Genomic DNA, 26458 nt, shown 5'->3' on the forward strand with positions numbered 1-26458 from the left:
GTCGTCGCGCGTCTGCGTCGGTCGCGCGGCGATTGGGCAGTTCAACCGACGCTCAGGGCGATCCCGCAGCGTGCGGCCTTGGGGGAAGGTGCGGCCGACCGCAAGTCGAACCAAGGCGGCGACTCGGTTGACGCCGATCCTTCTCACGGACCGGGCGTCGTTGTCGTTGTCGTAATAGAACAATCCGATCACCACAACGACAACGACAACGACCAGGACCAGGACAGCGCACCCCGACGACTCGCCATGGATGCAGGCGCATACCCGATCAGATATCCTGTCAGGGCTATGCCATCTTCCAAATCCACTCGGAACCTCGCCCCGCGGGCGATCTTCCGAGCACCGCAGCCCCGAGCCCGATGACCCCCCCTGCCCTACTTGCGTCGACCGCCGAAGCCCTGTTCTCACCCCTGACCCCGCCCCTGCCGACGCGCCCCGGCGAGCGCCTGCTGTGGGGCCGCCTCCAGGGCGCGGCCACGGCGCTCGCCATCGCCGCGGCGGCGCGCGCCCACCCCGGGCTGGTGCTGGCCCTGGTGGAGGATGTCCAGGCGGCGGGGCGCCTGCGCGACGCCCTGACCTTCTTCCTGGGCGAGGGGTCGGAGCAGGGCGCCATCCCGCTCCTCGGCTTCCCGGACTGGGAGACCCTGCCCTACGACTGCTTCTCGCCCCTGCCGGAACTGGTCTCGGAGCGGCTGCTGACCCTGCACCGGCTGCCGGGGCTCAAGCGCGGGGTGCTGGTGGTGCCGGTGGCGACCCTGCTCCAGCGCCTGCCGCCGCGCGACTATGTGGACGGCCAGTCCTTGGTGCTCGCGGTCGGCGACCAACTGGATCTCGACGCCACCCGCCGCCGCCTGGAGCGCGCCGGCTATTCCTGCGTCTCCCAGGTGATGGGCCATGGCGAGTTCGCGGTGCGCGGCTCCATCCTCGACTGCTTCCCCATGGGAAGCACTGAGCCCCTGCGCATCGATCTCTTGGACGACGAGGTCGATACCATCCGCACCTTCGATCCGGAGACCCAGCGCACGCGCGAACGCCTGACCCGGGTGCGGATGCTCCCGGCGCGCGAGTTCCCCCTGAGCGAGGAGGCGATCTCGGGCTTCCGCCAGCGCTACCGGGTGCTCTTCGAGGGCGACCCCACGGTCAGCCTGATCTACCGGGAGGTCTCCGAGGGCCGCACCCCCGGCGGGCTGGAATACTACCTGCCGCTCTTCTTCGAGGAGACCGCGACCCTCTTCGACTACCTGCCCGAGGGCGTCCTGGCCCTGGAGTCCGACCGCTGCCGGGACGCGGCGACCGCCTTTCTGGACGGGGTCGAGGCGCGCTACGAGCAGCGCCGTCACGATGTCGAGCGGCCCCTGCTGCCGCCCGCCCGGATCTATCTCGCGGCGGACGAACTCGCGCATCGGCTCAAGGGCCTGTCCGGGGTCCTCTACCAGCGCGGCGAGCAGGACGAGCGCCGCAAGGGCTACGCCGAGGCGCACAACTTCGCCACCCGCGCCCTGCCGCCCATGAACATCCAGGCGCGCGCCGCCCACCCGGCCCAGGCGCTCCAGGAGTTCCTGGCCGCCCCGGGCCGCCGTGTGCTCTTCATCGCCGAGGGCCTGGGCCGGCGCGAGATGCTCAACGACCACCTGCACGGCTTCGGCGTCAACCCCCGCCCGGTCGAGGGCTGGGCCGCCTTCCTGGCCGGCAAGGACCCGATCGGACTGACCGTCGCCCCCCTGGAGCAGGGCCTGTGGCTGGCGGACCCGGATCTCGCCATCGTCACCGAGACCCAACTCTACGGCGAGCGCGTGCGCCAGGAGCGCCGCCGCCGGGCGCGCGAGCGCGACGGCGACGCCATCGTGCGCAATCTGACCGAGCTGACGGCCGGCTCCCCGGTCGTCCACGAGGACCACGGGGTCGGTCGCTATCTGGGTCTGGAGACGCTGACCGTCGGGGGTCTGACCACCGAGTTCCTGACGCTCGAATATGCCAAGGGCGACAAACTCTATGTCCCGGTCAGCTCGCTGCATCTGATCTCGCGCTACACCGGCGCCTCCCCGGAGAACGCCCCCCTGCACCGCCTGGGCGGCGACCAGTGGGACAAGGTCAAGCGCAAGGCGGCCGAGAAGGCGTGCGACGTGGCCGCGGAACTGTTGGACATCTACGCCCGGCGCGCCGCCCGGCCCGGCATCGCCTTCCCGGAGCCGGGCGAGGAGTACGCCGCCTTCGCCGACGCCTTCGCCTTCGAGGAGACCCCGGACCAGGCGCGCGCCATCGAGGGGGTGCTGGCCGACATGGAGGACACCAAGCCCATGGACCGCGTGGTGTGCGGCGATGTCGGCTTCGGCAAGACCGAGGTCGCCATGCGCGCCGCCTTCGTGGCTGCCAACGGCGGGCGTCAGGTGGCCGTGCTGGTGCCCACCACGCTGCTGGCCCAACAGCACTTCGAGAACTTCTCCGACCGCTTCGCCGACTGGCCGATCAAGGTCGAGAGCCTGTCGCGCTTTCGCAATGCCAAGGAACAGAAGGTCATCCTGGACGGCCTGGCCAAGGGTACGCTCGACATCGTGGTCGGCACCCACAAGCTCCTGCAGGCATCGGTCAAGTTCAAGAACTTAGGGTTAGTCATCATCGACGAGGAACACCGCTTCGGCGTGCGCCACAAGGAGCAGATGAAGTCACTGCGTGCCGAGGTCGATGTCTTGACCCTCACCGCCACCCCCATCCCGCGTACGCTCAATATGGCGATGTCCGGCCTGCGCGACCTCTCCATCATCGCCACGCCGCCGGTCGAGCGCCATCCCATCAAGACCTTCGTCAGCCCCTGGAACGATGCACTGATCCAGGAGGCCGTGCTGCGCGAATTGAAACGCGGCGGCCAGGTCTATTTCCTCCACAATGAGGTGGAGACCATCGAGAACCAGGCCCAGAAACTCGAGGCCCTGATCCCGGAGGCCCGCATCCAGGTCGCCCACGGCCAACTGCGCGAACGCGACCTGGAGCGCATCATGCGCGACTTCTATCACCAGCGTTTCAATGTCCTGGTGTGCACCACCATCATCGAGAGCGGCATCGACGTGCCCAGCGCCAATACCATCGTCATCAACCGTGCGGACAAGCTCGGCCTGGCGCAACTGCACCAATTGCGCGGCCGGGTCGGGCGCTCGCACCATCGCGCCTATGCCTACCTGATCACCCCGCCCCCCAAACAGATGACCGAGGACGCCAAGAAGCGCCTGGAGGCGATCGAGTCCATGGAAGACCTGGGCGCCGGCTTCACACTCGCCACCCATGACCTGGAGATCCGCGGCGCCGGTGAACTCCTGGGCGATGAGCAGTCCGGCCAGATCCACGAGATCGGCTTCTCGCTCTATATGGATCTGCTGGAGCGGGCGGTCCAGGCGCTCAAGGCCGGGCGCACTCCGGAACTCGATCGTCCCCTGGACCACGGCGCCGAGATCGACCTGGGCCTACCCGCGCTGCTGCCCAGCGACTACCTGCCCGATGTCCATACGCGGCTCGTCATGTACAAACGGATCGCCAGCGCCAAGGACCAGGAGGCCTTGCGCGAGATTCAAGTGGAAATGATCGACCGCTTCGGCCTGCTGCCCGACCCGGCCAAGAACCTGATGGCGATCACGGAGATCAAGCTCACCGTCCAGCCCTACGGCATCAAGAAGATCGAGGCCGGCCCCGCGGGCGGGCGGGTCATCTTCGGCAGCGATACCAAGGTCGATCCCACGCGGCTCATCAAGCTCATTCAGACCCGGCCGAAGGAATACAAGCTCGACGGGGGGGATAAGCTGCGGTTCTTTCGGGACCTGTCCGATCCGACCCAGCGGATCGAGCAGGTCGGGCGGGTGGTAGAACAGTTGCTGGGCTGACCCCCAACACCGGAAGTCGAGCCTTTCCCGCGAACGTCGCGCAGCGACACTGTGGGAGCGGCTTCAGCCGGTCGACGCCCGACACAGACGGGGTACAATCGCGCAGTCAATCCATCCCTAAGCGAGTCAGACACATGAATCCCTTGCAGATCGAGGATCGTGGCTTACTGATCCCGCCGGAGTACCTGGCCGGCCTGGCCCGCCAAGTGCGCGTGCGTCCGATCAAAGGCGGTATCGTCGTCGAATCCGCCGATCAGGCCGACGCCAGGGACGCGCTGCAATCCATGGTCGAGCGGCTGCGCGCGGTCGCCGCTGAAGACCCGCTCGATCCGTCCGAGATCGCCCGCATCGTCGACGATATCCCCGAGGACGCGCTACTCGCGCCGAAGGTGTCCGACGCCACCGCCGCCGCGGAGATCCGTCTCGCCGCCGCGGTGAAACTCTACGAACTTGGCCGTTTGTCTTCCGGCGCGGCAGCACGGCGGGCAGGATTACCGCGGGTGCAGTTCCTGAGCAAGCTGGCCGATTACAGTGTCGACACCTTCTGCCTCTCCGACGATGAACTGAAGCGACAGACTCACCTTGCCTGAGGTCATCTGTAACACCTCGCCGCTCCAGTATTTGCACCAACTGGGGCGTCTGGACCTGCTGCCGAGCCTGGTGTCGCGGGTCCTGGTGCCGACCGCGGTAGCCGCCGAACTGGCCGAAGGCCGGCGGCTTGGCCTGGATCTGCCGATCCCTGAGAACCTGCCCTGGGTGGATCTGCGTGAGGCCCCTCAGGGCCGCCCCGGAGGCATCAAGCGCGGATGACCTGGATGCGCCGCCCCTCCGGGTTTGGCTCTTCGGCCGCAGCCGTGCGCTCGGTGATCGGCGGCTGGTCGCGGCGGCGGTCGAAGATCGTTGTTGGCGTTGCCCAGCGACACCCGGCGGAAAGCCGATCCCAGGGGTGCCCCTCAGTTCGTTGAGGTTAGGGTGAACTGGCTAGACATACAGCACTACTGGGGCTATGCTCCCTCGAAGACAAAACTTTCCCCTTTAATCCAATGCAAGCACTGCAGTTGCGTGAGCGAGTCGGTTGCACCGAGCCGGACCGCAAAGCCTGGGAGCGGACCGGGGTCCTGGTGGCCCTGCGCGCGGGCTCGGGCGCCGGGGTCCACGCGCAGTACGACGATGCGAATCTGGTGGCTGCAATGATCGCCAAGGAAATGAAGCGGATGCGCGTTCCCGCGTCCCGCTATGCCACCGCCTTCGGCGAGTTACACAACTGGCTGCGCCGCCGTTCCAGCCTGGATTGGCCGCGCTACCGGGTCTTTCTGACCCCGGAAACCGCCCAGTTCCAACGCGCTGGCGACCCCGCAGTGCCGACACTCGCCGGATTCTCCCTGGACTTGGGCCAACTCTGCACCCGCCTCTTCCCGGACGGGGTGATGGCTGATCCTCAGTTGTCGCTACCTTTCGCGCTGGGGTCGGTACGATGAGACGGCATGCCAACGTCGCTGCCACGCGCCGTAGCGCCGATTGGTCGGGATGCACACGGTGTGGCTCGTCCGGTCCACTGACTCCAATCTGCGGTAGACCATGAGCGCCCTGGACGACCTGGTCGAGCGTTACGGCGCCAATCCCGCCGGGCTCTTGGCGTTCGATCAGGACGTTCCGGCGCTGCTGCCCTATGCGACCCTGGTAGCCACCCGCCGAGCCGGTTGCCCTGACCTGAGCGCCCTGCACGCCGTCTATGAGTGGCAGGACAGCCCCCTGGTATTCCTGGTCGACGGCGATCGGCTAGAGGATGACAACCACCTGCGTCGCATCCGTCGCCGGATCGCACTCAGCGGTGACGCGCCCTATCTGGGCGTCGTGCAACCGGGGCGGCTGACCATTCACGCGATCGGACTAGACAGTGCCTCGGCGGGACTTAGCAGAATTCCTCTTGCGGTCGAAGCACCCATCACCTTCGCCTACCTGGCCTCTCAGCGACCCCAAGCGCGGGGCGTGCGGCGGCAGTGGATTACGGACTTGATTCTGCGATTGCTGCAAGGCTCCCTGGGCGATCTGCGACGCGCTGGGATTGCTGAGCCAGACGCCATCTCGCTGGCTGGCCGCGCGCTGTTCACCCGCTTCCTGGCCGACCGCGAGTTACTCCCGCAGACCCTCGCGCTAACGGAAGTGGTGCGTGCCTTGTTCGACGACCCGGACCAAACAGCACGAACCTCTCGCTGGCTCGATAAGACCTTCAACGGCGACTTCCTGCCACTCAGTCCCGGCTTGCTGACCCGTTTGCCCACCGCGGCCTGCCTGACTTTGGGTCATATCATGCGCCGCGCGGAGCCTGGCGGGCAGCTCTACCTGGGGTGGGAGCAGAAGTGGGACTTCCTGGATTTCGCCCAGATTCCGGTGGGTGTCTTAAGCCAGGCCTATGAGGGCTACCTGCGCGAGCATGACCCGAAGCGCCAGCGCGACCAAGGCGGTTTCTACACACCGCGCCCAATTGCCGAACTGCTGGTGCGCGGTGCTTTTCATGCCCTGGGTCGCGAGGGTTCGGCCCATACCGCCAGAGTGTTGGACCCGGCCGTCGGGGCGGGCGTCTTTCTGATCACGGCGTTTCGCCAACTGGTGGCCGAGCGTTGGAAGCACACGGGTATCCGGCCCGATTCGGCGACCCTGCGTGACATTCTCTACCACCAGCTCACCGGCTTCGACATCGACGAGGCGGCCCTGCGCTTTGCCGCCCTTGGACTCTACCTCATCGCCATCGAGTTGGACCCGCAGCCGGAGCCAGTTGAGAAGCTGCGCTTTGAGGACCTGCGCGAGCGGGTGCTCTGGAAGGTCGGTCAGGTTGATGACACGGGCGGGAACGGCCGGCTAGGCAGCCTCGGCAATGCGGTCGGCGAAGTCCACGCGGGCTTTTACGACTTGGTGGTCGGCAATCCGCCCTGGACCGGAGCGCGACGTATCCCCGACTGGAAGCAGGTCACGGATCACGTCACTCGTATCGCCTGCGCACGATTGGGACCCGACACCGCACCCCCGCCGATCCCCAACGAGGTGCCGGACCTGCCATTCCTCTGGCGGGCCATGGAGTGGGCGCGGTCCGGCGGCCAAATCGCCGTTGCACTGCACGCCCGGCTCTTGTTCCAGCAGGGAGACGGGATGCCCGAGGCGCGTAGCGCAATCTTTTCGGCGCTCGACGTAACCGCCGTCGTCAACGGCACCGAATTGCGCAAGACCAAGGTCTGGCCGCAAATTACAGCACCATTCTGCCTCTTGTTCGCGAGGAACCGGCTGCCCTCGCCAGGGGCGGGATTTCGCATGTTGAGTCCGCGGCTGGAACCAGCGCTCAATGGCGCGGGAAGCATGCGTCTCGACCCGGCCAATGCCGACGAGGTGACTGCACAGCAAGTGGCGGCGCGGCCCACGATCCTAAAGACGCTATTCAGCGGCACGCGACTCGATTTGGAGTTACTTGAGCGAATCGAGGCTCGAGGACTGCCTACGCTGGACCAGTATTGGCGACGGCTGTTTGGGCAATCAAAGAATCGAGCGCGGCCGGTTGGCGGCAATGGATACCAGCGACTACGCGAAAGCACCGAGCATCCGCAATCAGCAAGAGATATAGTCGGTTTGCCCGAGCTTGTGATACATGGGCGGCTGCCTCTTTTGCTGGGTGTTGATGGTCTCCCGGCGTTCGATCAACCTCTCGTTCATCGCGCGAGAAGCCGTGAGACCTATCGAGCACCTTTGGCAATCGTCCCTGAGTCCCCGCGAGCGGACTCCGGTCGCATTCGGACAACCGTATCAGATTTCGATGTCGTCTTTAACGAAAGCTATTACGGCTACAGTTCGGTCGGACATCCCGACGCTCAAACACTGACCCGCTATTTGGCCTTAGTGCTGGGCAGCCGCTTCTCCCTTTGGCATGCGCTGCTAACGAGCGGGAAGCTGGGTTTTGAACGGGACACGATCGAAAAAGCAACCATCGACTCCGTTCCGCTGGTTCCACTGGAGGATCTGAGTCCATCGGACCGCAAGCGAATTGCTCCGCTATTCAACTCGATCGTGTCAAGCGAGACCGATGAGCACTGGGGCGAAATCGATAACTGGGTCGCATCACTCATCGGACTACGGGAGCGGGACCGTCAACTCATAACTGATACCCTGGCCTATAATCTGCCGTTTGCGGCAAACAAGAATGCGGCTCAAAGCGCACCCGCCCAAGCAGCGATGGAGGCCTTCTGCCGCTGCCTCGCGGCGGACCTAATGCCTTGGGCCAATAGATTCGGAGCAGTGATCGTTGTCGCTGTTGCTGATACGCTGCCCGCGAACTGCCCCTGGCAGGTCCTGTGGTTGGGCGTCACTGAATCGGGCGCCCAACCGGCATCCGCCCGGGGGACCGATGATTGGTTGGAGATCGTGCATATCGCGGATCAACTCGCCGTTGCAGAGATCGTGCGTCCAGACCCTGCCCGCAGAGGTCTCTGGATCGCCCGGCTGCGCCAGGCACGGTATTGGAGTCTCAGCCAGGCACGGCTGTTGGCCCAGCGTATCCTCTGGGAGCATATGGACAGCCTGCTCAGCGGGGGAGATGCGTGATTAATGCCCCAGCCCCGGCTGGCCGAGCGGTCTACGAGCAACTCACGGCGGGTGTGCAATTGCCCTTGCCACCAATACCCCGGTTTATGCTGGAAGTCATTGCGGAGAGTATCCTTGCGGCTTGGTTGAATATCCCCCAGGATCAAATCGGGATCGCTGACGAGGCGGGGTTGAACGCCATGATGGAGACGCAACTGAACCAGCTCGCCGACCAGGACGAGCAGTTCCAAATGTTGGTGGCGGCTGCAGTCCGCGGCAAAGAGACAATCAATTTCGATGGCACCTGGCTGGAGAAGCGCCCCGACCTCTCACTGATCCTGACCAACGGCGTCAGGGCGCGCGATTTCCCACTCACCATTGAATGCAAGCTGATCCACAAAGCGACGAAGAAAGGCGTAAGTCTTTACTGCAATAAGGGTATGAAGCGATTCATCGACGGGGATTACGGTTGGGCCAGGCAGGAAAGTTTGATGCTCGCCTACGTCCGTGACGGCTCCAGCATCAAGACACATCTTGAACCCTATCTCGGCCGCCATTTCGGAAAGGCCCACGACATCTTCTGCACCACGACCCTACCCGTACCGACCGGGTCAAGCGCCGCGCAGGCGATATCGAAGCATCGCCGCCGTTTCCGCTATATCGATCGGGCAGCGCAGGACGATCCAGGCCCAATCGCGATCGAACATATCTGGCTGGATGCCCGCGGTTCAAACTGACCGTTACGCACCACGTCGATGCGCTGCATCGCAAGCAGTCGCTTGGCCCGCTCGACCCCGACATCGCCCAGCCACGACTGGATGACCAGCAGGAATTCGGTGCGGTTGGATGCACACAGACCGATCCTGGCAGCAACAGCCAGCGCGTTCAGAAGGTCCGCGGCCTCCGGTTCCCAGAGCAGGATCGCGGTCAGGGCGCTGGTATAGACAGCCAGATCAATCCCAGTGGCCATCGGCGTTGTAGCCCAGAATCTCATCCTCACTGCGCCGATCGAGTACCGGCAAGGTCCAGACCTCGGCCTTCAGCCAGTCGAGGCTTTCCTCTACCGTGAGTCTGCGCGGGACGTCGAGCGGCTCAGCCAGTCCCGACGCAAGGGTGACGATAGCCTCCTGCGCCATCGAGCAGCGGTGGTCGGCGGCGGCTTGCTTGAGCCTGCCGTACAGGTCATCCGGGACGTTTCGCAAGACCAGGGTGGGCATATCACACTCCTCGCAACGGCGATGCTGGCGTCATGCTAGGGCCGATCCGCGGGGCACGCAACCAGTCTTGATCATGACCGCGGCCGGCGGCGCTCGGTCCGCACAGCGGACCCCACGGCGAGGCCGCGTTCCGTAGGGTCCGCTGTGCGGACCAACGACCTCGCGGCTCATGCGGCGGCTGCAATCTTGACCAAGACCACCCACGCCCGACAACCGGAGGTCGAGGCTTGCGCCGGTCGACGCCGGACACAGACGCGGTACAATCGGGCAGTCAACCCATCCCTAAGCGGGTCAGACACATCGCCGGAGCCGTGCCCATGCCCGCTGACACCTTCGCCTGGCTGCATCTGACCGACCTGCACTTCGGCCTCAAGGGCCAGGGCTGGCTGTGGCCGACCCTGCGCCAGCCCTTCCTCGCCGACCTGGCCCTGCTGCATGACCTCTGCGGCCCCTGGGATGCGGTGCTCTTCACCGGCGACCTGGTCCAGTCCGGCCAGTCGGCCCAGTTCCAGGGGCTGCAAGAGCAGGTGCTGGGGCCGCTCTGGGAGCAACTGACCCGTCTCGGCTCCGGCGACGCGGTGCTGGTCGCGGTGCCGGGCAACCATGACCTGTTCCGGCCCAATGCCGCCGAGGACAACGCGGCCATCGACGCCCTGCTGGAGCCGGACCGGTTCCCCGGCATCGCCGCCAAGTTCTGGGACCAGCCGGACGGCGGCTATCGGCGGGTCATCAACCACGCCTTCGCCGCCTGGCGCGACTGGTGGGACAGTGCCCCGCACCGCCCGGCGCGGATCGCCACCGGCGCACTCCCCGGCGACCTGGCCCTGACCCTCACCAAGGGCGGGCGGCGCATCGGGCTCATGGGCCTCAACACCGCCTTCCTGCAACTTCGAGCCGGCAACTATCAGGGCAAGCTGGTCTGGGACCCGCGCCAGGTCCAGGCACTCTGTCCGGACGGCATCGACCGCTGGCACGCGGACCACGACCTCTGCCTGCTGCTCACCCACCAGGGCCCGGACTGGCTGACCCCGGAGGCGCGCGCCTTGGGCGACAGCGAGATCGCCCCCGCCGGGCGTTTTGCGCTGCACCTGTTCGGGCACCTGCACGAGGCGCGGCTGGAGACGACCCGCCGCGGCGCCAACCCGGAGGCGGTGCGGCTGTGGCAGGGCTGTTCGCTCTTCGGCATGGAGCACTTTGGTGAGCCGCCCCAGTTGCACCGCGCCCACGGCTACAGCGCCGGTCAGGTCCGCTTCACCGCAGACGGGCCGCAACTGCGTCTGTGGCCGCGCGTCGCGACCAACAAGACCGGCCCCTGGCGCCTGATCCCGGACCATGACCACTTCCATTTGGAACCGGATCAGGGCACCCCACCCGAACCGCTGACCCAGCGCCGCCGGCCCAATCCGGCCGCAACCGCCCCGACCGCCCCCGCCGACGGACCAACGACCCAGGCGACCCCGCCGCCCCGGCCCGCCCCGCACTCGACCCTGCCGCGGCGCCAGCCCTTCTTCGGCCGGGTGGATGAACTCGCCCGTATCGCCGCCGCGCTGGAGCCCAGGGACCGCTCCTGGGGCCTGGGGCTCGCCGGCCCCGGCGGCATCGGCAAGACCGCGCTGGCACTGGAGGCCGCCCACCGCGCCCCGGCCGAGCGCTTCCCGCTCAAGCTCTGGGTCACCGCCAAAGGCCGCGAACTGGACCCGGACGGCGAGCGCCCGCTGCCGGACCAGCCGGTGCATGACTTCGACAGCCTGCTCGCCGAATTGGGTCGTGCCCTGGCGCGCGAGGACATCCCCCGCAGCGACCCCGCCGAGCGCGCGACCCTGGTGCGCCATGCCCTGGCCGGGCAGCGGGCGCTGCTGGTCATCGACAACCTGGAGACCCTGAACACCGCCGAACGGCAGCGGGTCTTCGACCTGCTGCGCAATCTCCCCGACGACTGCCGCGCCCTGGTCACCAGCCGCCGCGCCAGCGGCGCCAGCCCCGGCAACTGGCTCGCGCTCGACCGGCTGGACCGCGGCGCCGCCGACGCACTGCTGGCGGAACTGGCCCGGCGCTGGCCGCCGGTCGGGCGGCTCGATGACGCCGACCGCGCCCGGCTCTATGCCGAGACCGGCGGCAACCCGCTGCTGCTCACCTGGACCGCCGGCCAACTGGGGCTGGACCGGGGCCGCTGCCACACCGTCGACGACGCCATCGACCGGCTGCAACAGGCCCACCGGCACAACGACCCGCTGGCGTTCATCTTCGGCGACCTGGTGGACGGCTTCACCGCGGACGAGACCGCGGTGCTGGCCGCACTGGTCCACTTCAGCGAACCCGCACCGCTGCCCTGGCTGCTGCCCCTGACCACGCTCAGCCCGACCGCCGCCCGCACGGCGCTGGACGACCTGCGCGACCGCTCACTGCTGCTCACCGACGACGACCGCGGCACCTGGCTGCTGCCGGCCCTGGCCGCCCGCTATCTGCGCCGGGTGCGCCCGGAGGTGGTCGCCGCCACCGGCGAGCGCCTGGCCGAGCGCGCCTATGCCCTGGCCCAGGAGAATGGCTACGACAAGCACGACCGCTTCCCGACCCTTGAGGCCGCCTGGCCCGAGCTGGCCGCCGCGCTGCCGGTGCTGATCGGCGGGGCCAACCGGCGGTTGCAGGGGTTCTGCGGCGCGCTGGGGCAGTTTCTCACCTTCTCCGGCCGCTGGGACGACTGGCTGGCGCTGAGCCTGGCCGCGGAGTCCCAGGCCTTGGCGGCCGGCGACCACGACAGGGCGGGTCGGCGGGCCTATAACGCTGGCTGGTGCCATCTGCTGCGCGGCAACGCCGAGGGCGTGCTCGACTGTGCCGGACGCGCCGCAGCCGACTGGCAACAGTCCAACGCCGGTTCCCGCGAACGGGCGACCGCGATCCAACTGCGCGGCCAGGGCCATCGGCTCGCCAAGGACTACCCGGCCGCCATCGCCGCCCTGCACGAGGCCCTGGCACTGGATCGTGGCGTGTCGGCCCGCAGCGGCGACGTTGCCGCTGATCTAAACTCACTCGCCTCCGCGCTGCGGGACGCCGGGCAATACGACGAGGCCGAGGGATATTACCGCGAGGCCCTGGCTATCGCCCTCGACCTCCCCGCTCCCGAGGGCGTCGCAACCTTGACCGGGAACCTCGCCGTACTGGCCCTGGACCGCGAGGACTGGCCCGCGGCCGAGCGCCTGGCCCGGGAGGCCCTGACCCTGGCCGAGCCGGTCGGGCGCAAGGAACTTATCGGGGCGCACTGTCAGGTGCTCGCGAAGGCCCTGGCCCGCCAGGGCCGCGGTGCCGAGGGCCGCTGTCACGCCGAGCGCGCCGTCGCACTCTTCACCGAGCTGCGCTCCCCGCACCTGGCCGAGGCCCAGGCCACCCTGGCCGAGTGCCGGGCCTAGCCCCCGGCGGGCGCGGACTGCCGGCCGCGACCAGCGGGCCTTCGCCCTAGTCCCATGACCGGCGGCAGTGCAGTCCCGTAGGGTCCGCTGCGCGGACCATTCGCCAGTTGAGTCTGCGCGCGGTTCGGTCCGCACAGCGGACCCTACCAGTGGCGGACGACCCCAACGGGGTCGAACCTACCAGCCCAGCCCGATCGGCCTACCCCGCGCCAATGGGCCACCATCGGCGGACGACCCCAACGGGGTCGAACATACCAGCCCAGGGCAACGCCCTGGGTTAGTCCCGTCGGGTCCGCTGCGCGGACCATTCGCCAGTTGAGTCTGCGCGCGGTTCGGTCCGCACAGCGGACCCTACCAGGCTGACCGTAGCGGACGACCCCAACGGGGTCGAACATATCAGCTTAAGGCGCAGCCCTGGGTTAGCGTTGTTATTCGGCTTAGCCCTGAAAGGGCGTGACATGACGGTGGGCTCCCCATGTCACGCCCTTTCAGGGCTGATCCCTGGTGTCCGCCGACCCCAGGGCGTTGCCCTGGGCTGGTATGTCCCGCCCCTTCGGGGCTCAAGGTCGTGGCGATGACAGGGTAACCTTCCGCCACGAAACCAAGGCGCATGGGCACCCGGATTGACCCCAGCGCGCCGAATAAGGAACCCGCCGCAGCATTCCAGGGACAGGGCATTCCAGGGACGGGATACTTAATTCGCGCCCTGGCTGATTCGATGAGGTTGTACCGCAATCAGGGCATAGGATAAGCCGCAACCCGCACATCAGTCTGCGAAAAGTCATTCCCCTTGAAGAGCAGCGGAACCTGTTCGCGGATCGCCAGGGCATAAGAGAAACAGTCGCCGAAGTTGAGCCCAGCCGGATGCCGACCCTTGCCGAAGCGCCGGAAACGCAGGGCCGCGGCATCGGCCAGGGCCTCGTCCAAGGGGACCGTTTCGATGCGCTGCATGGCAAGCAGTCGCTTGGCGCGCTCGACCCCGACATCGCCCAGCCGCGACTGGATGACCAGCAGGAATTCGGTGCGGTTCGGGGCACACAGACCGATCGTGGCAGCGGCAGCCAGCGCGGTCAGGAGGTCCGCGGCCTCCGGTTCCCCGAGCAGGATCGCGGTCAGGGCGCTGGTATCGACGACCAGATCAATCGCAGTGGCCATCGGCGTTGTAGCCCAGAATCTCATCCTCACTGCGCCGATCGAGTACCGGCAAGGTCCAGACCTCGGCCTTGAGCCATGCGAGGCTTTCCGCTACCGAGGGCCAGCGCGGTCGGTCGCGTGCGCCGCCCAGTCCCGACTGAAGGGCGACGATGGCCTCCTGTGCTATGGAGCAGCGGTGGTCGGCGGCGGCTTGCTTGAGCCTGCCGTACAGCTCATCCGGAACATTTCGCAAGACCAGGGTCGGCATGTCTATCCTCGCAATGGGGGTACTGGCGCAATGCTAGGGCCGATCGACGGGGCCCGCAACCAGGTTTGATCGTTACGCCGTCAGGCTGCGGCGGCGGCCTTGATCAAGACTCCGGCCACGCGCCCTTGCGGCAACCCGTCGCAGCCGGGGGGCCGCTCCTACCGCGTAGGAGCGGCCCCCCGGCCGCGACGGATGTCAGGCGCGAGCTGGCCGGAATAACGATCAGGGCCGATGCACCCGGCAGCCGTCGCACGCCTCTGACCCGCCGGATGGTCAACCGGGATCTCGATGATGGCATCGGTCCACCGCCGCACCACCAGGACGAACGGGCGCGGCGGGGTCCGCGGGCAACGCCGCGGGATTGCGGGCGCAGAGGCTACCGCCTGCCCGGGCGACCGGCTATCCTGCGCGGACCCCCACTCAAGCCCGATCGCCGCCCGACACCCATGACGCCCCAGCCCGCAGCCGTTCCGCAGATCGACCCGAGTCGTTTCGCAGCCCTCCCCGGCGGAAAGCGCAAGTTCAATTGGTTCGCCTTCGAGCTGGCGTGCGAGATCCGGCAGGCGATTGCGCCGCCGCTCGTGCGCACCCTCGCCAAACGCGGCTACGATCACGCGCGCATCAAGCGCTCCTGCATCGCGCTCGCGATCGGACTGCAAGGGGTTGTGCGCAAGCAGCTCAGGGGCGAGATCCCGCAGATGGAGATCGGTTGGGACCAGGTCGAGGCCGCCTTTCCGGGCCTGACCGACAAGATGGTCGACCGGTTGTTGGATTGTACGGGAACGGCCTGGGAGCGACTCCTGAGCTATTGCGTGGCCTGTCCGTCCGCGTGTGTGACGAATAAGGACGACTACTGTCCGATGTTTGACGATCCGCTCTATTCCGACGGCTGATGCCCGCAATGAAGCACTACCGCAACGACACCTGGACCCTGGACGACGGCCTCGGGCTCGGGCGCGCCGGGGACCAGGTGGCGCGCATGGTCCTGGAGGTGGAGCCGCCCTTCACCGTCGGCGTTACCGGCAAATGGGGCTTGGAAAGCCCGGCACCGTCGTCTCGACTTCATCGCCCGCTTCCTGCGCCGGCGCCAGGAATGGCAGGTGGAGGCCCGTCGGCTCCTGGATGAGTTCGAGTCTGCGCTCCAGGACCCGCGCCGCCCGCACCTGCTGAACCTCGCCCGCCGGCCCATCTTCCTCACCCTGGATGGCCCTGGTGCAAGTCAACGAGCGGGAGCCGGGGGGAAGCGATCGAAACCGTGGCGGCCGCCCCGCGCCGACGGCCAGCGTAGGATGGGTAGAGCGCAGCGAAACCCATCACGGATCGACAAACCGGACGCGGCTTAGCCCCGTCCGCAAGGCTCTCCGCGACGCCGCGTCCAAGCTGGGTCCGGCCGGGAGAGCGGGAGGTCTTTGGCGATAGTCTGCGCTTAGAGGCTTATCGCGCGCCGTAACCCGACAGCGATGGCGCCTGGCGGGTTAAGGCGCGCACGGGCTCCGCGCTCCGACGCGATTCCATCAGGGCGCGCCTAATTCGTTGTCCCCGGAGTCCTGGACGCGGGCGACCGCTCGGAGACCGGCCGGCACGACCGGGCGCCGCACCCCTGGCAACGGTGACGGGGCGGCGCAGAGGGCTCCGCGGGCGGGGCAACAAGGCGCTTCTCGACGACGAAGCCGCAGCTTGTAAAGGTCCCCTGCTCGACGCTGCTCGCGCTTACGACGATGTACTTGCTCGCACTTGCGAATCGTCTTTATTAGCTCTTCGCTTGGTTTTCCGCTTGATCTTGCACTCCCTGGTGTTGTTTCGCTTTCGTAAGCAAGAGCAAAGAATCGTTCGAATCTGTTCCCGGTTCTCGCGACAAAATCCCCGATGGTAGTGGCGGTTTCGCAGATTACGACAACGTCGACATATTTGAATGTTTCTCGGACTAAATCAATGAACACTGCGGCATCATCGAATGAGTGAGCCGTTGGCGAAGCGGGATCGATCAAGACGACGTTTATGTTCGCATCGTTGCGGTATTTTTCACAGTTCCCGACATACCGCTCGACGGCAATCCGGTCAGTGGGCTGCCGGAGAACTGCACTGAGGCTCTGAAGGAACGAAGTCTCGTCGTAATAGTGCGCATCGGGAACGATGAGAATCCCGGGTGGCGGCGCCGGCCGAAGACACAAGACGGGCGTCAGGTATTCCGGGATGCTCTCCAACTCGATCGCGTTGCAACCCAATTCGAATGCGAAATCGACGGGTTTTCCTGCAGCGATCACACGGTAGAAGCCGACCGCGAATTTCATCGCTGCCCGGTCCCCGATCGAGTGGCTGGTTCCAATGACATAATCAATGTGTGCTGCGATCGCTTCCGCCTGCGGTTTCGAGCTGCAGGCGTTGAGAACAACACACCCGACTTGACCCGCAAAGAGCCGGAACAGATCCGCCAGAGCAGTTGTGCCGACCAACCGGGAGTGTCCCGCCTCATCTTGAAAAAACAAGCCGTCTTGGCCCGCGCCGTGGCCGCTGAAGTGGACGACTTGCGGTTTCACATTTAGTATTGATGCACCGGGGCCGCGGATTGCCGGGCCTGCGCCGGCGCGTCGCGCAGGAGCAATGGACGAAGCGGCCGGGATAATGTTAAAGGCTATCGAGTGAGGCCGTTCCGGCCCCCCCGCCCCCCCGGCCGACCCTATCCCCTATTTGGGCCCGTCGGCGGCCTGCAACTCGGCACACAGGGCAGAATAGTTATCGAGCCAGTTCTCGATGGTGCCGCTGCCGCCATTGGCGGAGCCGCAGCCACTCATCTGGTTGCCGTCGATATCGAAGAAAAAGCTGAGCTGCCTGCCCTTCAACTGAAGATGCCTGCCGTCGGCTGACAGCGTGCCCACCAACGCGCTGGTGTGTAATGGTGTCGTCAACGAGACTTCCAGATGGCGCCCCTGCCGGCGCGCGATCTTGATGGTCACGGGGTTTTCGTGAAACCCGAATCCCTTCACTGCATCAGCCTTGCCGACATTATCGCTGTGTTGGGGATGGTGCGGGATGGGGGCCCCGATTCGAGGTCACGGTGATCTTGCCGACCCAGTTGGTGGGTAGCCGCGGGCTGTCCTGAGCCAAGTTGGGTTGCAGTGAGCTCAGGATCATGCCGCCGGTGATCACCAGCACTTTACTTGCTCTCATCACGAGTTCCTCAATATCCGGAAAGGAAGTATAGATACTACCATCGCGCAGGGTTCAGGCCAGCCGGTCGGTCGGGGTGACGGCGACCGTGAGCTGGTCGGTGCCGATCCACACCTGGCCGCCCTCGATGGTGCAATTGAGGTCCATGGAGCGCTCGGCCAGGGCGGCCAGGGCGCGGACCTCGGGGGTGGCGATCGACCAGACCCGCAGGTTGCGCTGGCGGCGCAGCGACTCGCCGTTCTGCTCCCACCAGAGATCCGCCGCCCGGCCGCCGTAGTTGATGACGATGACCTCTCGGGCGCGTCCGCACGCCTGGCGGATGCGGCGCTCGTCGGGGTGACCCAGTTCGATCCAGCGCTCGATCTCCCCGGTCAGGCTGTGTTGCCACAGGTCGGGCTCGTCATCGGCACTCACGCCCTTGGTGAAGGTGAGGCGCGGGTCGGCATAGAGACAGAAGGCGAGCAGGCGCACCATCATCCGCTCGTCGGTCTCGGAGGGGTGGCGGGCGATGGTGAGCGCGTGGCTCTCATAATAGTGACGGTCCATGTCGCTGATCTGCACCTGGGCCCTGAAGACCGTCGCCTTGAGGGCCATCAGCGTGCGAACCCATGCTCAGCGAGGAAGTCCACGGTCAGGCCACGGGCGCTGGGTGCGGCGGCGCGCTCGCCCAGCAGCAGGCGCTCCAGGTAGCGGGCGATGAGGTCCACCTCCAGGTTGACCCGGGTGCCGGTCTGATAGCGGGCGATGATGGTCTGCGCGATGGTGTGGGGGACTATGTTGAGGTCGAAGCAGGCGCCGTCGACCGCATTGACGGTGAGACTCACCCCGTCCACGCAGATCGATCCTTTGTGGGCGATGTAGCGGGCCAGTTCCGCCGGGGCGGCGATGCTCAGGCGCCAGGAGCGGGCGTCTTCACTGCGATCAAGGACCTGACCTACCCCATCGACATGGCCGCTCACCAGGTGGCCGCCCAGCGGCGTGGACAGCGTCAGCGCCGGCTCCAGATTCACCGGGCTGCCGGGGCCGAGATCGCCGAGCGTGGTATGCGACAGCGTCTCACGGGACACGTCGGCCACGAAGGCGTCGGCGGCCAGACTCACGGCGGTCAAACAGACCCCGTTGACCGCGATACTGTCGCCCAAGGCGGCACCCGTCAGCGGGAGCTTGCCGGTGCCGATGGTGAGTCGGACGTCCCCGCCGCGGGGTTCCAGGCGGCGGATCTCGCCGACTGATTGGATGATACCGGTGAACATGCTGGGATTCCGATGCAGCGGTGAGGCCCTTTCAGGGCGAAGTTGGGTGTCAGGTTGCGCCGTTGTCGTTGTCGTTGTCGTTGTCGTTGTCGTTGTCGTTGTCGTTGTCGTAATCGAGATTATCGTAGCGCCCAGGATTCTCTCGCACGCCAAATTGCAGCGCTTCTCCGATTTCGATTACGACAACGACAACGAGACGACAACGATGGTACTCGTGGTTTAACTTATTTCTGACTCGTTACTGACCCTCGCCAGGCGACAATACACCCGGACGCAGGATCAGCCGCAGGTCAGGCCCGATGCGCCGCACCTCGGCGATCCGCAACGGGATGCGGTGCTCCATGTGCTCCAGGCCCGGGAGCCGGAACAGCCCCCGTGCCCCGTCGCCCATCAGGTGGGGGGCGATGTAGAGGATGATTTCGTCGATCAGTCCGGCGGTCAGCGCCGCCCCGGCCAGCGTGGGGCCGGTCTCCAACAGGACCTCGTTCATCTCCTGCGTGGCGAGCCAGGCCAACAGGGCGCGCAGGTCGACCTGGGCGTAGTGCTCCGCAAACTGCATCACCCGCGCCCCGGCGGCCGCCAGGGCGGCCCCGCGCGACGAATCGGCCCGGGCACAAGCGGCAATGACGGTGATCCCGGGCAGCCCGAGCAGACGCGCCCCCGGGGGGGTGCGCAGGCGACTATCCACCACGACCCGCCAGGGTTGACGCACCGCCTCACCCGGTTGGAGCCCGGGCAGGTCCGCGGGCGTGAGGCGGACGTTGAGCGACGGGTCATCGGCGAGCACGGTCGCCACGCCGGTGAGGATGGCGGAGTGGCGCGCCCGCAGGCGCTGCACGTCCCGGCGCGACGCCTCCGAACTGATCCAGCGGCTCTCGCCGCTGGCCATGGCGGTGCGCCCATCCAGGCTGGCGGCGAGCTTGCAGCGGCAGTAGGGCAGGCCCTGGGTCATGCGCTTGATGAAACCAGGGTTCAGGGCCCGTGCCTGCGCCGCCAGCGGCCCGACCTCGACCGCGATACCCGCCGCCCGCAGCAGCCGCACACCGCGGCCCGACACCCGCGGATCGGGGTCCACCATGGCGCAGACCACCCGCGCGACGCCGGCCTGGACCAGCGCGTCCGTGCAGGGCGGGGTGCGGCCCTGGTGGCAGCAGGGCTCCAGCGAGACATAGGCCGTGGCGCCGCGCGCCCGGTCACCGGCCGCGGTCAGGGCGATGCGCTCCGCGTGGGCCTCGCCGGCGCGCCGGTGCCAGCCCTCCCCCACCACGACCCCGTCGCGGACCAGAACACAGCCGACCCGCGGGTTGGGGTCCGTGGTGTAGAGCCCACGGCGGGCGAGCCGGATGGCCTGGGCCATGGGGCCGACGTCGGCCGCGCTGGGTTGGGGGGCGCTCACTTGGGTTTGATCTCCAGTGCGTCCAGCAGGTCGAGTTGTTTACGCCGGACCTCCGGGGTGGGTTGGCGCTCGAGGCGGTCGATCTCCTCGCGAAAGGCGGCCACGTCCTCGAACTTGCGGTAGACCGAGGCAAAACGGACATAAGCGACCTGGTCGAGACCGCGCAGTTCGTCCATCACGAGTTCCCCCACCCGCCGGGCCTGGACCTCCGATTCACCGCTCGACATCAGACGGCGCTGGATGCGCGCCTGGGCGGCATCGATCTGCTCGGTGCTCACCGGGCGTTTTTCCAGGGCCCGCATCATGCCGGAGCGCAGCTTGCGCCCGTCGAAGGGCACCCGGCTGCCGTCGCGCTTCACCACCCGCGGCAGGTTCAGTTCGGCCGTCTCGTAGGTGGTGAAGCGCTCCTTGCAAACCTCGCACTTGCGCCGACGGCGCACCTGATCGCCCTCCCCGGCCAGCCGGGAATCCACGACCTTGGTGTCCTCGGCGCCACAGAATGGACAGCGCATCAGGTAAGCGAGGCTAGCGGGCGTAGACCGGGAAGCGCTTGCAAAGCTCCAGCACCCGCGCCTTGGCGGCGGCGATCACGGCCGGATCGCCGCGCCCGTCGATCACATCGCACATCCAACCGGCCAGGTCGCCGGCCTCCTTGAGACCGCAGCCGCGGGTGGTCATCGCCGGGGTGCCGACGCGGATGCCGCTGGTCACGAAGGGCGACTGAGGGTCATTGGGGACCGCATTCTTGTTGACCGTGATATTGGCCGCGCCCAGCCAGGCGTCCACGTCCTTGCCGGTTAAGCCCTGGTCGATGAAGCTGACCAGGAACAGGTGGTCGTCGGTCCCGCCCGAGACCACGTCGTAGCCCCGGGACAGAAAGACCTCCGCCATGGTCTGGGCATTGAGGACCACCTGGCGCTGGTACTCCTTGAAGGCCGGCTCCAGGGCCTCCTTGAAGGCCACCGCCTTGGCGGCGATCACATGCATCAGGGGACCGCCCTGGATGCCGGGGAAGACCAGCGAGGCAAGCTTCTTCTCAACCTCCGGGTTGGCGCGCGCCAGAATCAGCCCGCCGCGGGGGCCGCGCAGCGTCTTGTGGGTGGTGGTGGTGGTCACGTCGGCGATGGCCACCGGGCTCGGGTAGACCCCGGCCGCCACCAGCCCCGCCACATGGGCCATGTCGACGAAGAACCAGGCGCCGACCGCATCGGCAATCGCCCGGAAGCGCGCCCAGTCGATCACGCGCGAGTAGGCGGAGAAGCCGGCGATGATCATGCGCGGCCGGTGCTCGTGCGCCAGGCGTTCGACCTGCCCATAGTCGATCTCACCGGTGGCCGGGTCCAGGCCGTACTGCACGGCCTGGTAGAGCTTGCCGGAGAAGTTGGGCTTGGCCCCGTGGGTCAGGTGCCCGCCGTGCGCCAAGCTCATACCGAGCACGGTATCGCCCGGCTCGCACAGGGCCATGTAGACGGCGGCATTGGCCTGGGAACCGGAGTGGGGCTGGACGTTGGCGTAGGCGGCGCCGAAGAGCTGCTTGGCCCGCTCGATGGCCAACCGCTCGGCCACGTCCACGAACTCGCAACCGCCATAGTAGCGCTTGCCGGGGTAGCCCTCGGCATACTTGTTGGTCATGACCCCGCCCTGGGCCTCCAGGACCCGCGGGCTGACATAGTTCTCGGAGGCGATCAGCTCGATGTGCTCCTCCTGGCGGCGCTCCTCGCCCTGGATCGCCGCCCAGAGTTCCGGGTCGTAGTCGCGGATCGTCATGGTCTGGTCAAACATGGGAGCTCTCCCCAGCGTGAAAAGCCGTGTAGTTTAATCGGTTTCGATCCGGACCGCCCGTTATAGAATGTAGGGCCTTGACCACGGGAGCCGGGGCGTCCCGCCCCGGCCCGACCACCAGTCACGCAGGTCCGCGCACCCATGACCGCCACCGTCCACCCCGGCGACTATCACGCCAATGTCGACCCCGATGAGATCAGTAAGTTCGAGGCCCTGGCCGCCCGCTGGTGGGACCCGCTGAGCGAGTTCAAGACCCTGCACGACATCAACCCCCTGCGGCTCGATTATGTGGAGCGCGCGGCGGGGCTCGTGGGCCGCGAGGTGCTGGACGTCGGCTGCGGGGGTGGACTGCTCGCCGAGGGCATGGCACTGCGCGGCGCCCGGGTCCTGGGGATCGACATGGGGGCGATGCCCTTGCGGGTGGCCGAGTTGCACACCCTGGAGACGGGGGTGGTGGTGGACTACCGGCGTATCACGGTGGAGGCCCTGGCGGCGGAGCGCCCGGCGGGCTTCGATCTCGTGACCTGCATGGAACTGCTGGAGCACGTCCCCGATCCGGCCTCGGTGATCGACGCCTGCGCCCGCCTGGTGCGCCCGGGGGGCAAGGTGATCTTCTCCACCCTCAACCGCAACCCCAAGGCCTATGCGCTGGCGATCCTCGGCGCCGAGTATCTCCTGGGGATGCTGCCCAAGGGCACCCACGACTACAACCGTTTCATCCGTCCCGCGGAATTGGATCGCTGGGTCCGCACCGCCGGGCTGCGCACCCGCGACCTGACCGGCCTGATCTACAACCCGCTGACCCGCACCTATCGGCTGGAACCAGCGAATGTGGATGTCAATTATCTGGTCACCTGCGAGCGCGACCTCTGATGGATACCCACGCGACCGAAAAACCACTGCTGGAGCGCATCGTCCTGGTCACCGGGGCGGCCGAGGGCCTCGGCCGCGCGGTCGCCCTGGCCGCCGCCGCCGCCGGGGCCACGCTCGTCCTGAGCGATCTGCCCGAGGCCGATCTGAATACCGTCTATGACCGCATCGAGACCGGCGGCGGGGCCTTGCCCGCCATCCTGCCGCTCAACCTCGACACCACGGACGAGAAGGGCTGCCGTAGTGCAGCCGAGCTGGTCGGCGAGACCTTCGGGCGCCTCGACGCCCTGGTGCACTGCGCCGCCTTCGCCCCCTATCTCTCCCGCATCGACGACTACGAGCACGCCGAGTGGGAGCGGGTGCTGCGGATCAATCTGACCTCACCCTTTCTGCTCACCCAGGCCTGTCTGCCGCTGTTGCACGCCTCCCGGGACCCGGTGGTGATCTTCACCTCCGACCGCGTCGCCCGTGCCGGGCTCGCCTATTGGGGCGCCTATGCGGCGGCCAAGTTCGGCCTCGAAGGGCTGGCGCAGGTGCTCGCGCAGGAGTCCGGGGGCCGCCACCCGATCCGCGTCGCCAGTGTGGACCCGGGGACCCTGCGCACCGGACTGCGCGCCCGCCTCTACCCCGGGGAGGACCCCTTCACCCTGCCCGCGCCCGAGACCGCCGCGCCGCGTTATCTGCAGCTGCTGGCGGGGTGCGATCAGAAGTGATGTGGTGACCGAGATCCCGGGTACGTTGTCGTTGTCGTTGTCGTAGTCGAACAATCCGACCACGATCACGACAACGACAACGACGCCCGTTGCGCGGGCGTGAACCGTTGCGCTCAGTCGCTCTTGAACCCGGCCGCACGGTGGCTGCCGTCGCAGAAGGGCTTGTTCTGGGAGGCCCCGCAGCGGCACAGCGCCGTCTCGGTGCCCTCCCAGGCAAGGCGCCCACTGGCGGCGCGGATGCTCAAATTACCCTTGACCAGGAGCGGACCGTCCGCCAAGGGCTTGATGGCCAATGGGCCGCCCAGCGCGTGCAGCGGCGCCCCGCGCTCACCGACGGCCCCGAAATCCTCAAACCCCGCGGCCAGGTGGCTGTTGTCGCAAAACGGCTTGTTGGCGGACGCCCCGCAGCGGCACAGCGCGGCCCGGTGGCTGACCCCCGGCAGGTCCTCCGGTATCCCGTCGATGACCAGTTCCCCGTGCGCGTACAGCGGACCGTTGTAGGCCAGGGTGACGATATTCTCGGCCGGCGCGACCTCCGGCCCGCCATCCTTGTCCCGGTACGTCAGGGCACCGCTGGGGCACCGTTCGATGATCTCGCGCACCTCGGCCTTGCTGCAACCGTCCGGGACGCACCAGGGCTCCCGGCCGCCGACGAACAGTTCCCCGGCCGCGGTGCCGCACTCGCCGATATGGATACACAGCCGCCCGTCCCACTGGACATCGATCTCGGCCCCGGGATACTCGACCACCTGCTTGTCGCTCATCTGCCCGACCTCTGGTAACGGTTGAAAGACTTGTCGCTAAATGCCTACCCCGACGGCGGATTCAAGCCCGAGGCGCAGCGTCGCCAGGTGCCGGCGGACCCGGAAGGTCGAACAGCAACACCTGCGCCTCGTCCGGCCCGCTGCCGCTGATCCGGACCGCCTCCTCGGCGACCAGATGGACCCCGTCGCCCGCCTCCAACTCCAGACCGTTCACCAGCGCCCGCCCCGTCGCCAGATGCACATAGGCCTCATGGCCCGCAATCAGGGGATGGGTAACCGACGAACCGGCGCACAGCAGGGTCGCATAGAGCAGCGCGTCCTGGTGGGTCGGGAGAGAGCCCTCGCGCCCATCCGGAGAGACCAACAGGGCCAGACGGTTGCGCCGCTCATCGGCGCAGAACTGGCGTTGATGATAGTCCGGCTCGCCCCCCAGGCGGTTGGGTGTCAACCAGATCTGCAGCAAATGCACCGGCACCGCGGCGTCGGCGTTGTACTCGCTGTGGCGCACCCCGCGGCCGGCGCTCATGTGCTGGACCTCCCCCGGGCGGATCACCGACCCGTTGCCCATGCTGTCGCGGTGCTGCAAGGCGCCGGCCAGGACATAGGTGACGATCTCCATGTCCTGGTGGCCGTGCATGGGAAAACCGCCGCCGGGGGCGATGCGGTCGTCATTGATCACGCGCAGGTTCGCGACCCCCATGTGGCGGGGGTCATAATAGTCGCCAAAGGAGAAACTGTGGCGGCTGTCAAGCCACGTCAGCTGCGCCTGGCCGCGCTCGCTGGACGGTCGCAAGGTCATCATGGCTGCTCCGGGATTGGTATTTGGTGACCCCAAACTGGCGCCGGACCTGGATCGATTCCAGACCCGTCGGCAGGCAGACACCCTTGATCGGGGCGCACGGCGGTCGGGACGACGCCGGGTCCCCGTGCGCCGGTCAGACCGGGCGAGATCGCGGCTGGAGGCACCCAAGGCGAAGAGCGAGCGGATCAGCAGATCCAGCGAGATGCGCGCGACCGCGAAGAACGGCGGGGTCTTGACCTCGCCATGTAGCCAGACGAGCGGCCGGTCGCGGAGGCCCAGACGACCGAGGCATATGTCGGACTCGACATAGCGTCAACTGCGGGTAGCGGTCCGGGAATTTCGGTGGCAGTTTACTCAATTCGGTCTCTACGACGGACGCAGATAAGTAAACGGTCACCGGAACTCGCCGAGCTAAGCCCCGCAGGGGCGTGACATACCAGCCCAGGGCAACGCCCTGGGAAAGGGTCGTTTTCTCGGTACAGCCCTGAAAGGGCGTGACATAGCGGCGGGGCTCAAGGTGTCACGCCCTTTCAGGGCCAGGCTGGTGAAACGACGCGACCCCGGGGCGCTGCCCCGGGCTGGTATGGGTCATCTCGGCGCCGTAGGCGATGCACACGAGGACATCCGCGTCGTCGAGACCCGGATAATTATCGAGGATTTCGCGATGGCTCCAACCGGCGGCGAGCAGATCGAGGACCAAGGAGACCCAAATCCTGTGCCCCGTGATACAAGGCTTGCCGAAGCAGACGCCCGGATCGACCGAAATGCGCGCCAACAACTCGTCTTTGGACATCGTTTTACCCTCAAGTCGGAATGGTTAAACAGCCGGAATCGCATTCAATTCCAGAAAAATAGCCTCCTTGTGCGGTGCCGAGAGGGGCTCGCGCGACACCAGCAGATGAGTCGTTCCATCTATTTATCTAGGCAATGGCGGCGTTCATGTCGAGCAGGTACGGCATTCGTCGAGGGCCTGGCGCGGCGCGTCGAGACCTAAGTCATCGTCCGCGATGTCGTCGGGAAAGTCGTCGCTGAGCCCGCCGAAGACCGCCGCGAGAAAGCGATCGGTGTCCTGCGGGTCCGCAACGGCGGGCAGGGCCACACCGTAGCGATCCTCCAAACCCTCAATGTAGGCAAGCGCCTCACGGGCCACCGGCTCCGGCAGGCGAAGGCTGTGTGCGTAGATGACCTCGGCGAGTGACATGGTGGGGGCTCCGCGGATTCCGGGACTTTGGCGTCGTCGAATGTCGGCAGT

General features: G+C 67.0%; 25 protein-coding genes. 10 read left to right on the forward strand and 15 right to left on the reverse strand.

Translation table 11 applies throughout. From position 1 onward, the window contains the following. Positions 1–359 precede the first annotated feature (359 nt). From mfd to THSYN_RS16650, 6 genes are all read left to right on the forward strand, one after another. Positions 360–3869, forward strand: coding sequence for a transcription-repair coupling factor (gene mfd / locus THSYN_RS16625; RefSeq protein WP_100920120.1), 3510 nt, complete (start codon positions 360–362; stop codon positions 3867–3869). Positions 3870–4003: 134 nt separating this feature from the next. Next, positions 4004–4459 (forward strand): UPF0175 family protein, encoded by a 456-nt coding sequence (locus THSYN_RS16630; RefSeq protein WP_236848587.1) that lies wholly within the window; start codon positions 4004–4006, stop codon positions 4457–4459. Continuing rightward, positions 4452–4679 (forward strand): PIN domain-containing protein, encoded by a 228-nt coding sequence (locus THSYN_RS16635; RefSeq protein ID WP_100920121.1) that lies wholly within the window; start codon positions 4452–4454, stop codon positions 4677–4679. The genes THSYN_RS16630 and THSYN_RS16635 overlap by 8 nt, the downstream gene beginning before the upstream one ends. Positions 4680–4912: 233 nt before the next feature. Further along, positions 4913–5347 (forward strand): hypothetical protein, encoded by a 435-nt coding sequence (locus THSYN_RS16640; RefSeq protein WP_100920122.1) that lies wholly within the window; start codon positions 4913–4915, stop codon positions 5345–5347. A gap of 100 nt (positions 5348–5447) precedes the next feature. Continuing rightward, positions 5448–8456: an N-6 DNA methylase gene (locus THSYN_RS16645; protein WP_100920123.1), complete on the forward strand. Its 3009-nt coding sequence runs from the start codon at positions 5448–5450 to the stop codon at positions 8454–8456. An 86-nt stretch (positions 8457–8542) separates the two neighbouring features. Continuing rightward, the gene (locus THSYN_RS16650; protein WP_157817740.1) at positions 8543–9172 is read left to right on the forward strand and encodes a hypothetical protein; all 630 of its coding nucleotides are present in this window, start codon (positions 8543–8545) and stop codon (positions 9170–9172) included. A gap of 216 nt (positions 9173–9388) precedes the next feature. Here THSYN_RS16650 and THSYN_RS16655 read toward each other — a convergent pair whose 3' ends face one another. Next, on the reverse strand, positions 9389–9652 hold the full coding sequence (locus THSYN_RS16655) for a FitA-like ribbon-helix-helix domain-containing protein (protein WP_100920125.1): 264 nt from the start codon (positions 9650–9652) through the stop codon (positions 9389–9391). A 317-nt stretch (positions 9653–9969) separates the two neighbouring features. Between THSYN_RS16655 and THSYN_RS16660 the strand changes: the two genes are divergently transcribed. Beyond that, the gene (locus tag THSYN_RS16660; protein WP_100920126.1) at positions 9970–13056 is read left to right on the forward strand and encodes a tetratricopeptide repeat protein; all 3087 of its coding nucleotides are present in this window, start codon (positions 9970–9972) and stop codon (positions 13054–13056) included. 735 nt (positions 13057–13791) lie between these two features. Here the strand turns inward: THSYN_RS16660 and THSYN_RS16665 are convergent. After that, positions 13792–14211, reverse strand: a complete 420-nt coding sequence (locus tag THSYN_RS16665; protein WP_216644558.1) for a type II toxin-antitoxin system VapC family toxin — start codon at positions 14209–14211, stop codon at positions 13792–13794. Further along, entirely contained in the window at positions 14195–14458 is a 264-nt protein-coding gene (locus tag THSYN_RS16670) for a FitA-like ribbon-helix-helix domain-containing protein (protein WP_100920127.1), read from the reverse strand. Before THSYN_RS16670 ends, THSYN_RS16665 begins: the two co-directional genes overlap by 17 nt. A gap of 446 nt (positions 14459–14904) precedes the next feature. Here THSYN_RS16670 and THSYN_RS16675 point away from each other — a divergent pair, with 446 nt between their 5' ends. Beyond that, positions 14905–15351: a hypothetical protein gene (locus THSYN_RS16675; RefSeq protein WP_100922465.1), complete on the forward strand. Its 447-nt coding sequence runs from the start codon at positions 14905–14907 to the stop codon at positions 15349–15351. 123 nt (positions 15352–15474) lie between these two features. Here THSYN_RS16675 and THSYN_RS16680 read toward each other — a convergent pair whose 3' ends face one another. The 8 genes from THSYN_RS16680 to glyA all read right to left on the reverse strand — a co-directional run bounded on the left by THSYN_RS16680 (position 15475) and on the right by glyA (position 22057). Next, positions 15475–15681 carry a hypothetical protein gene (locus THSYN_RS16680; RefSeq protein WP_100920128.1) on the reverse strand — a complete coding sequence of 69 codons (207 nt, stop codon included), beginning with the start codon at positions 15679–15681 and terminating at the stop codon, positions 15475–15477. A gap of 291 nt (positions 15682–15972) precedes the next feature. Further along, positions 15973–16995, reverse strand: a complete 1023-nt coding sequence (locus THSYN_RS34005; RefSeq protein WP_157817741.1) for a hypothetical protein — start codon at positions 16993–16995, stop codon at positions 15973–15975. A 147-nt stretch (positions 16996–17142) separates the two neighbouring features. Next, complete coding sequence (locus THSYN_RS16685; RefSeq protein ID WP_157817742.1) at positions 17143–17412, reverse strand: hypothetical protein; 270 nt, start codon at positions 17410–17412, stop codon at positions 17143–17145. A gap of 268 nt (positions 17413–17680) precedes the next feature. Then, positions 17681–18220: a YaeQ family protein gene (locus tag THSYN_RS16690; RefSeq protein ID WP_100920130.1), complete on the reverse strand. Its 540-nt coding sequence runs from the start codon at positions 18218–18220 to the stop codon at positions 17681–17683. Next, the gene (locus THSYN_RS16695; RefSeq protein WP_100920131.1) at positions 18220–18879 is read right to left on the reverse strand and encodes a riboflavin synthase; all 660 of its coding nucleotides are present in this window, start codon (positions 18877–18879) and stop codon (positions 18220–18222) included. Before THSYN_RS16695 ends, THSYN_RS16690 begins: the two co-directional genes overlap by 1 nt. Before the next feature lie 238 nt (positions 18880–19117). Continuing rightward, positions 19118–20236 (reverse strand): bifunctional diaminohydroxyphosphoribosylaminopyrimidine deaminase/5-amino-6-(5-phosphoribosylamino)uracil reductase RibD, encoded by a 1119-nt coding sequence (gene ribD / locus THSYN_RS16700; protein WP_100922466.1) that lies wholly within the window; start codon positions 20234–20236, stop codon positions 19118–19120. Between the two features lie 35 nt (positions 20237–20271). After that, a complete protein-coding gene (nrdR, locus tag THSYN_RS16705) occupies positions 20272–20787 on the reverse strand; it encodes a transcriptional regulator NrdR (protein WP_100920132.1) in 516 nt (171 codons plus the stop codon). Positions 20788–20800: 13 nt separating this feature from the next. Further along, positions 20801–22057, reverse strand: coding sequence for a serine hydroxymethyltransferase (gene glyA, locus THSYN_RS16710; RefSeq protein WP_100920133.1), 1257 nt, complete (start codon positions 22055–22057; stop codon positions 20801–20803). A 141-nt stretch (positions 22058–22198) separates the two neighbouring features. Here glyA and ubiG point away from each other — a divergent pair, with 141 nt between their 5' ends. Further along, positions 22199–22930, forward strand: coding sequence for a bifunctional 2-polyprenyl-6-hydroxyphenol methylase/3-demethylubiquinol 3-O-methyltransferase UbiG (gene ubiG, locus THSYN_RS16715; RefSeq protein WP_100920134.1), 732 nt, complete (start codon positions 22199–22201; stop codon positions 22928–22930). Beyond that, the gene (locus tag THSYN_RS16720; protein WP_100920135.1) at positions 22930–23640 is read left to right on the forward strand and encodes an SDR family NAD(P)-dependent oxidoreductase; all 711 of its coding nucleotides are present in this window, start codon (positions 22930–22932) and stop codon (positions 23638–23640) included. Before ubiG ends, THSYN_RS16720 begins: the two co-directional genes overlap by 1 nt. Before the next feature lie 113 nt (positions 23641–23753). On the opposite strand, the gene THSYN_RS16725 is transcribed toward THSYN_RS16720, so the two are convergent. The 4 genes from THSYN_RS16725 to THSYN_RS16740 all read right to left on the reverse strand — a co-directional run bounded on the left by THSYN_RS16725 (position 23754) and on the right by THSYN_RS16740 (position 26407). Beyond that, positions 23754–24404 (reverse strand): CDGSH iron-sulfur domain-containing protein, encoded by a 651-nt coding sequence (locus tag THSYN_RS16725; protein WP_100920136.1) that lies wholly within the window; start codon positions 24402–24404, stop codon positions 23754–23756. A 61-nt stretch (positions 24405–24465) separates the two neighbouring features. After that, positions 24466–25206: a pirin family protein gene (locus THSYN_RS16730; protein ID WP_100920137.1), complete on the reverse strand. Its 741-nt coding sequence runs from the start codon at positions 25204–25206 to the stop codon at positions 24466–24468. Between the two features lie 520 nt (positions 25207–25726). Next, positions 25727–25999, reverse strand: a complete 273-nt coding sequence (locus THSYN_RS16735) for a DUF433 domain-containing protein (RefSeq protein ID WP_100920138.1) — start codon at positions 25997–25999, stop codon at positions 25727–25729. Positions 26000–26143: 144 nt separating this feature from the next. After that, entirely contained in the window at positions 26144–26407 is a 264-nt protein-coding gene (locus tag THSYN_RS16740; RefSeq protein WP_100920139.1) for a hypothetical protein, read from the reverse strand. Positions 26408–26458 lie beyond the last annotated feature (51 nt).

This window comes from Candidatus Thiodictyon syntrophicum (genome assembly GCF_002813775.1).
In the GTDB taxonomy this organism is placed as follows: Bacteria; Pseudomonadota; Gammaproteobacteria; order Chromatiales; family Chromatiaceae; genus Thiodictyon; species Thiodictyon syntrophicum.

Coding starts and splice junctions, on each gene's coding strand:
- THSYN_RS16740 (WP_100920139.1), bottom strand. CDS start 26,407: ATGTCACTCGCCGAGGTCATCTACGCACACAGCCTTCGCCTGCCGGAG.
- THSYN_RS16725 (WP_100920136.1), bottom strand. CDS start 24,404: ATGAGCGACAAGCAGGTGGTCGAGTATCCCGGGGCCGAGATCGATGTC.
- ribD (WP_100922466.1), bottom strand. CDS start 20,236: ATGGCCCAGGCCATCCGGCTCGCCCGCCGTGGGCTCTACACCACGGAC.
- mfd (WP_100920120.1), top strand. CDS start 360: ATGACCCCCCCTGCCCTACTTGCGTCGACCGCCGAAGCCCTGTTCTCA.
- THSYN_RS16630 (WP_236848587.1), top strand. CDS start 4,004: ATGAATCCCTTGCAGATCGAGGATCGTGGCTTACTGATCCCGCCGGAG.
- THSYN_RS16670 (WP_100920127.1), bottom strand. CDS start 14,458: ATGCCGACCCTGGTCTTGCGAAATGTTCCGGATGAGCTGTACGGCAGG.
- THSYN_RS16675 (WP_100922465.1), top strand. CDS start 14,905: ATGACGCCCCAGCCCGCAGCCGTTCCGCAGATCGACCCGAGTCGTTTC.
- THSYN_RS16660 (WP_100920126.1), top strand. CDS start 9,970: ATGCCCGCTGACACCTTCGCCTGGCTGCATCTGACCGACCTGCACTTC.
- nrdR (WP_100920132.1), bottom strand. CDS start 20,787: ATGCGCTGTCCATTCTGTGGCGCCGAGGACACCAAGGTCGTGGATTCC.
- THSYN_RS16655 (WP_100920125.1), bottom strand. CDS start 9,652: ATGCCCACCCTGGTCTTGCGAAACGTCCCGGATGACCTGTACGGCAGG.
- THSYN_RS16640 (WP_100920122.1), top strand. CDS start 4,913: ATGCAAGCACTGCAGTTGCGTGAGCGAGTCGGTTGCACCGAGCCGGAC.
- THSYN_RS16695 (WP_100920131.1), bottom strand. CDS start 18,879: ATGTTCACCGGTATCATCCAATCAGTCGGCGAGATCCGCCGCCTGGAA.
- THSYN_RS16720 (WP_100920135.1), top strand. CDS start 22,930: ATGGATACCCACGCGACCGAAAAACCACTGCTGGAGCGCATCGTCCTG.
- THSYN_RS16650 (WP_157817740.1), top strand. CDS start 8,543: ATGCTGGAAGTCATTGCGGAGAGTATCCTTGCGGCTTGGTTGAATATC.
- THSYN_RS16735 (WP_100920138.1), bottom strand. CDS start 25,999: ATGTCCAAAGACGAGTTGTTGGCGCGCATTTCGGTCGATCCGGGCGTC.
- THSYN_RS16690 (WP_100920130.1), bottom strand. CDS start 18,220: ATGGCCCTCAAGGCGACGGTCTTCAGGGCCCAGGTGCAGATCAGCGAC.
- THSYN_RS16645 (WP_100920123.1), top strand. CDS start 5,448: ATGAGCGCCCTGGACGACCTGGTCGAGCGTTACGGCGCCAATCCCGCC.
- ubiG (WP_100920134.1), top strand. CDS start 22,199: ATGACCGCCACCGTCCACCCCGGCGACTATCACGCCAATGTCGACCCC.
- glyA (WP_100920133.1), bottom strand. CDS start 22,057: ATGTTTGACCAGACCATGACGATCCGCGACTACGACCCGGAACTCTGG.
- THSYN_RS16665 (WP_216644558.1), bottom strand. CDS start 14,211: ATGGCCACTGCGATTGATCTGGTCGTCGATACCAGCGCCCTGACCGCG.
- THSYN_RS16730 (WP_100920137.1), bottom strand. CDS start 25,206: ATGATGACCTTGCGACCGTCCAGCGAGCGCGGCCAGGCGCAGCTGACG.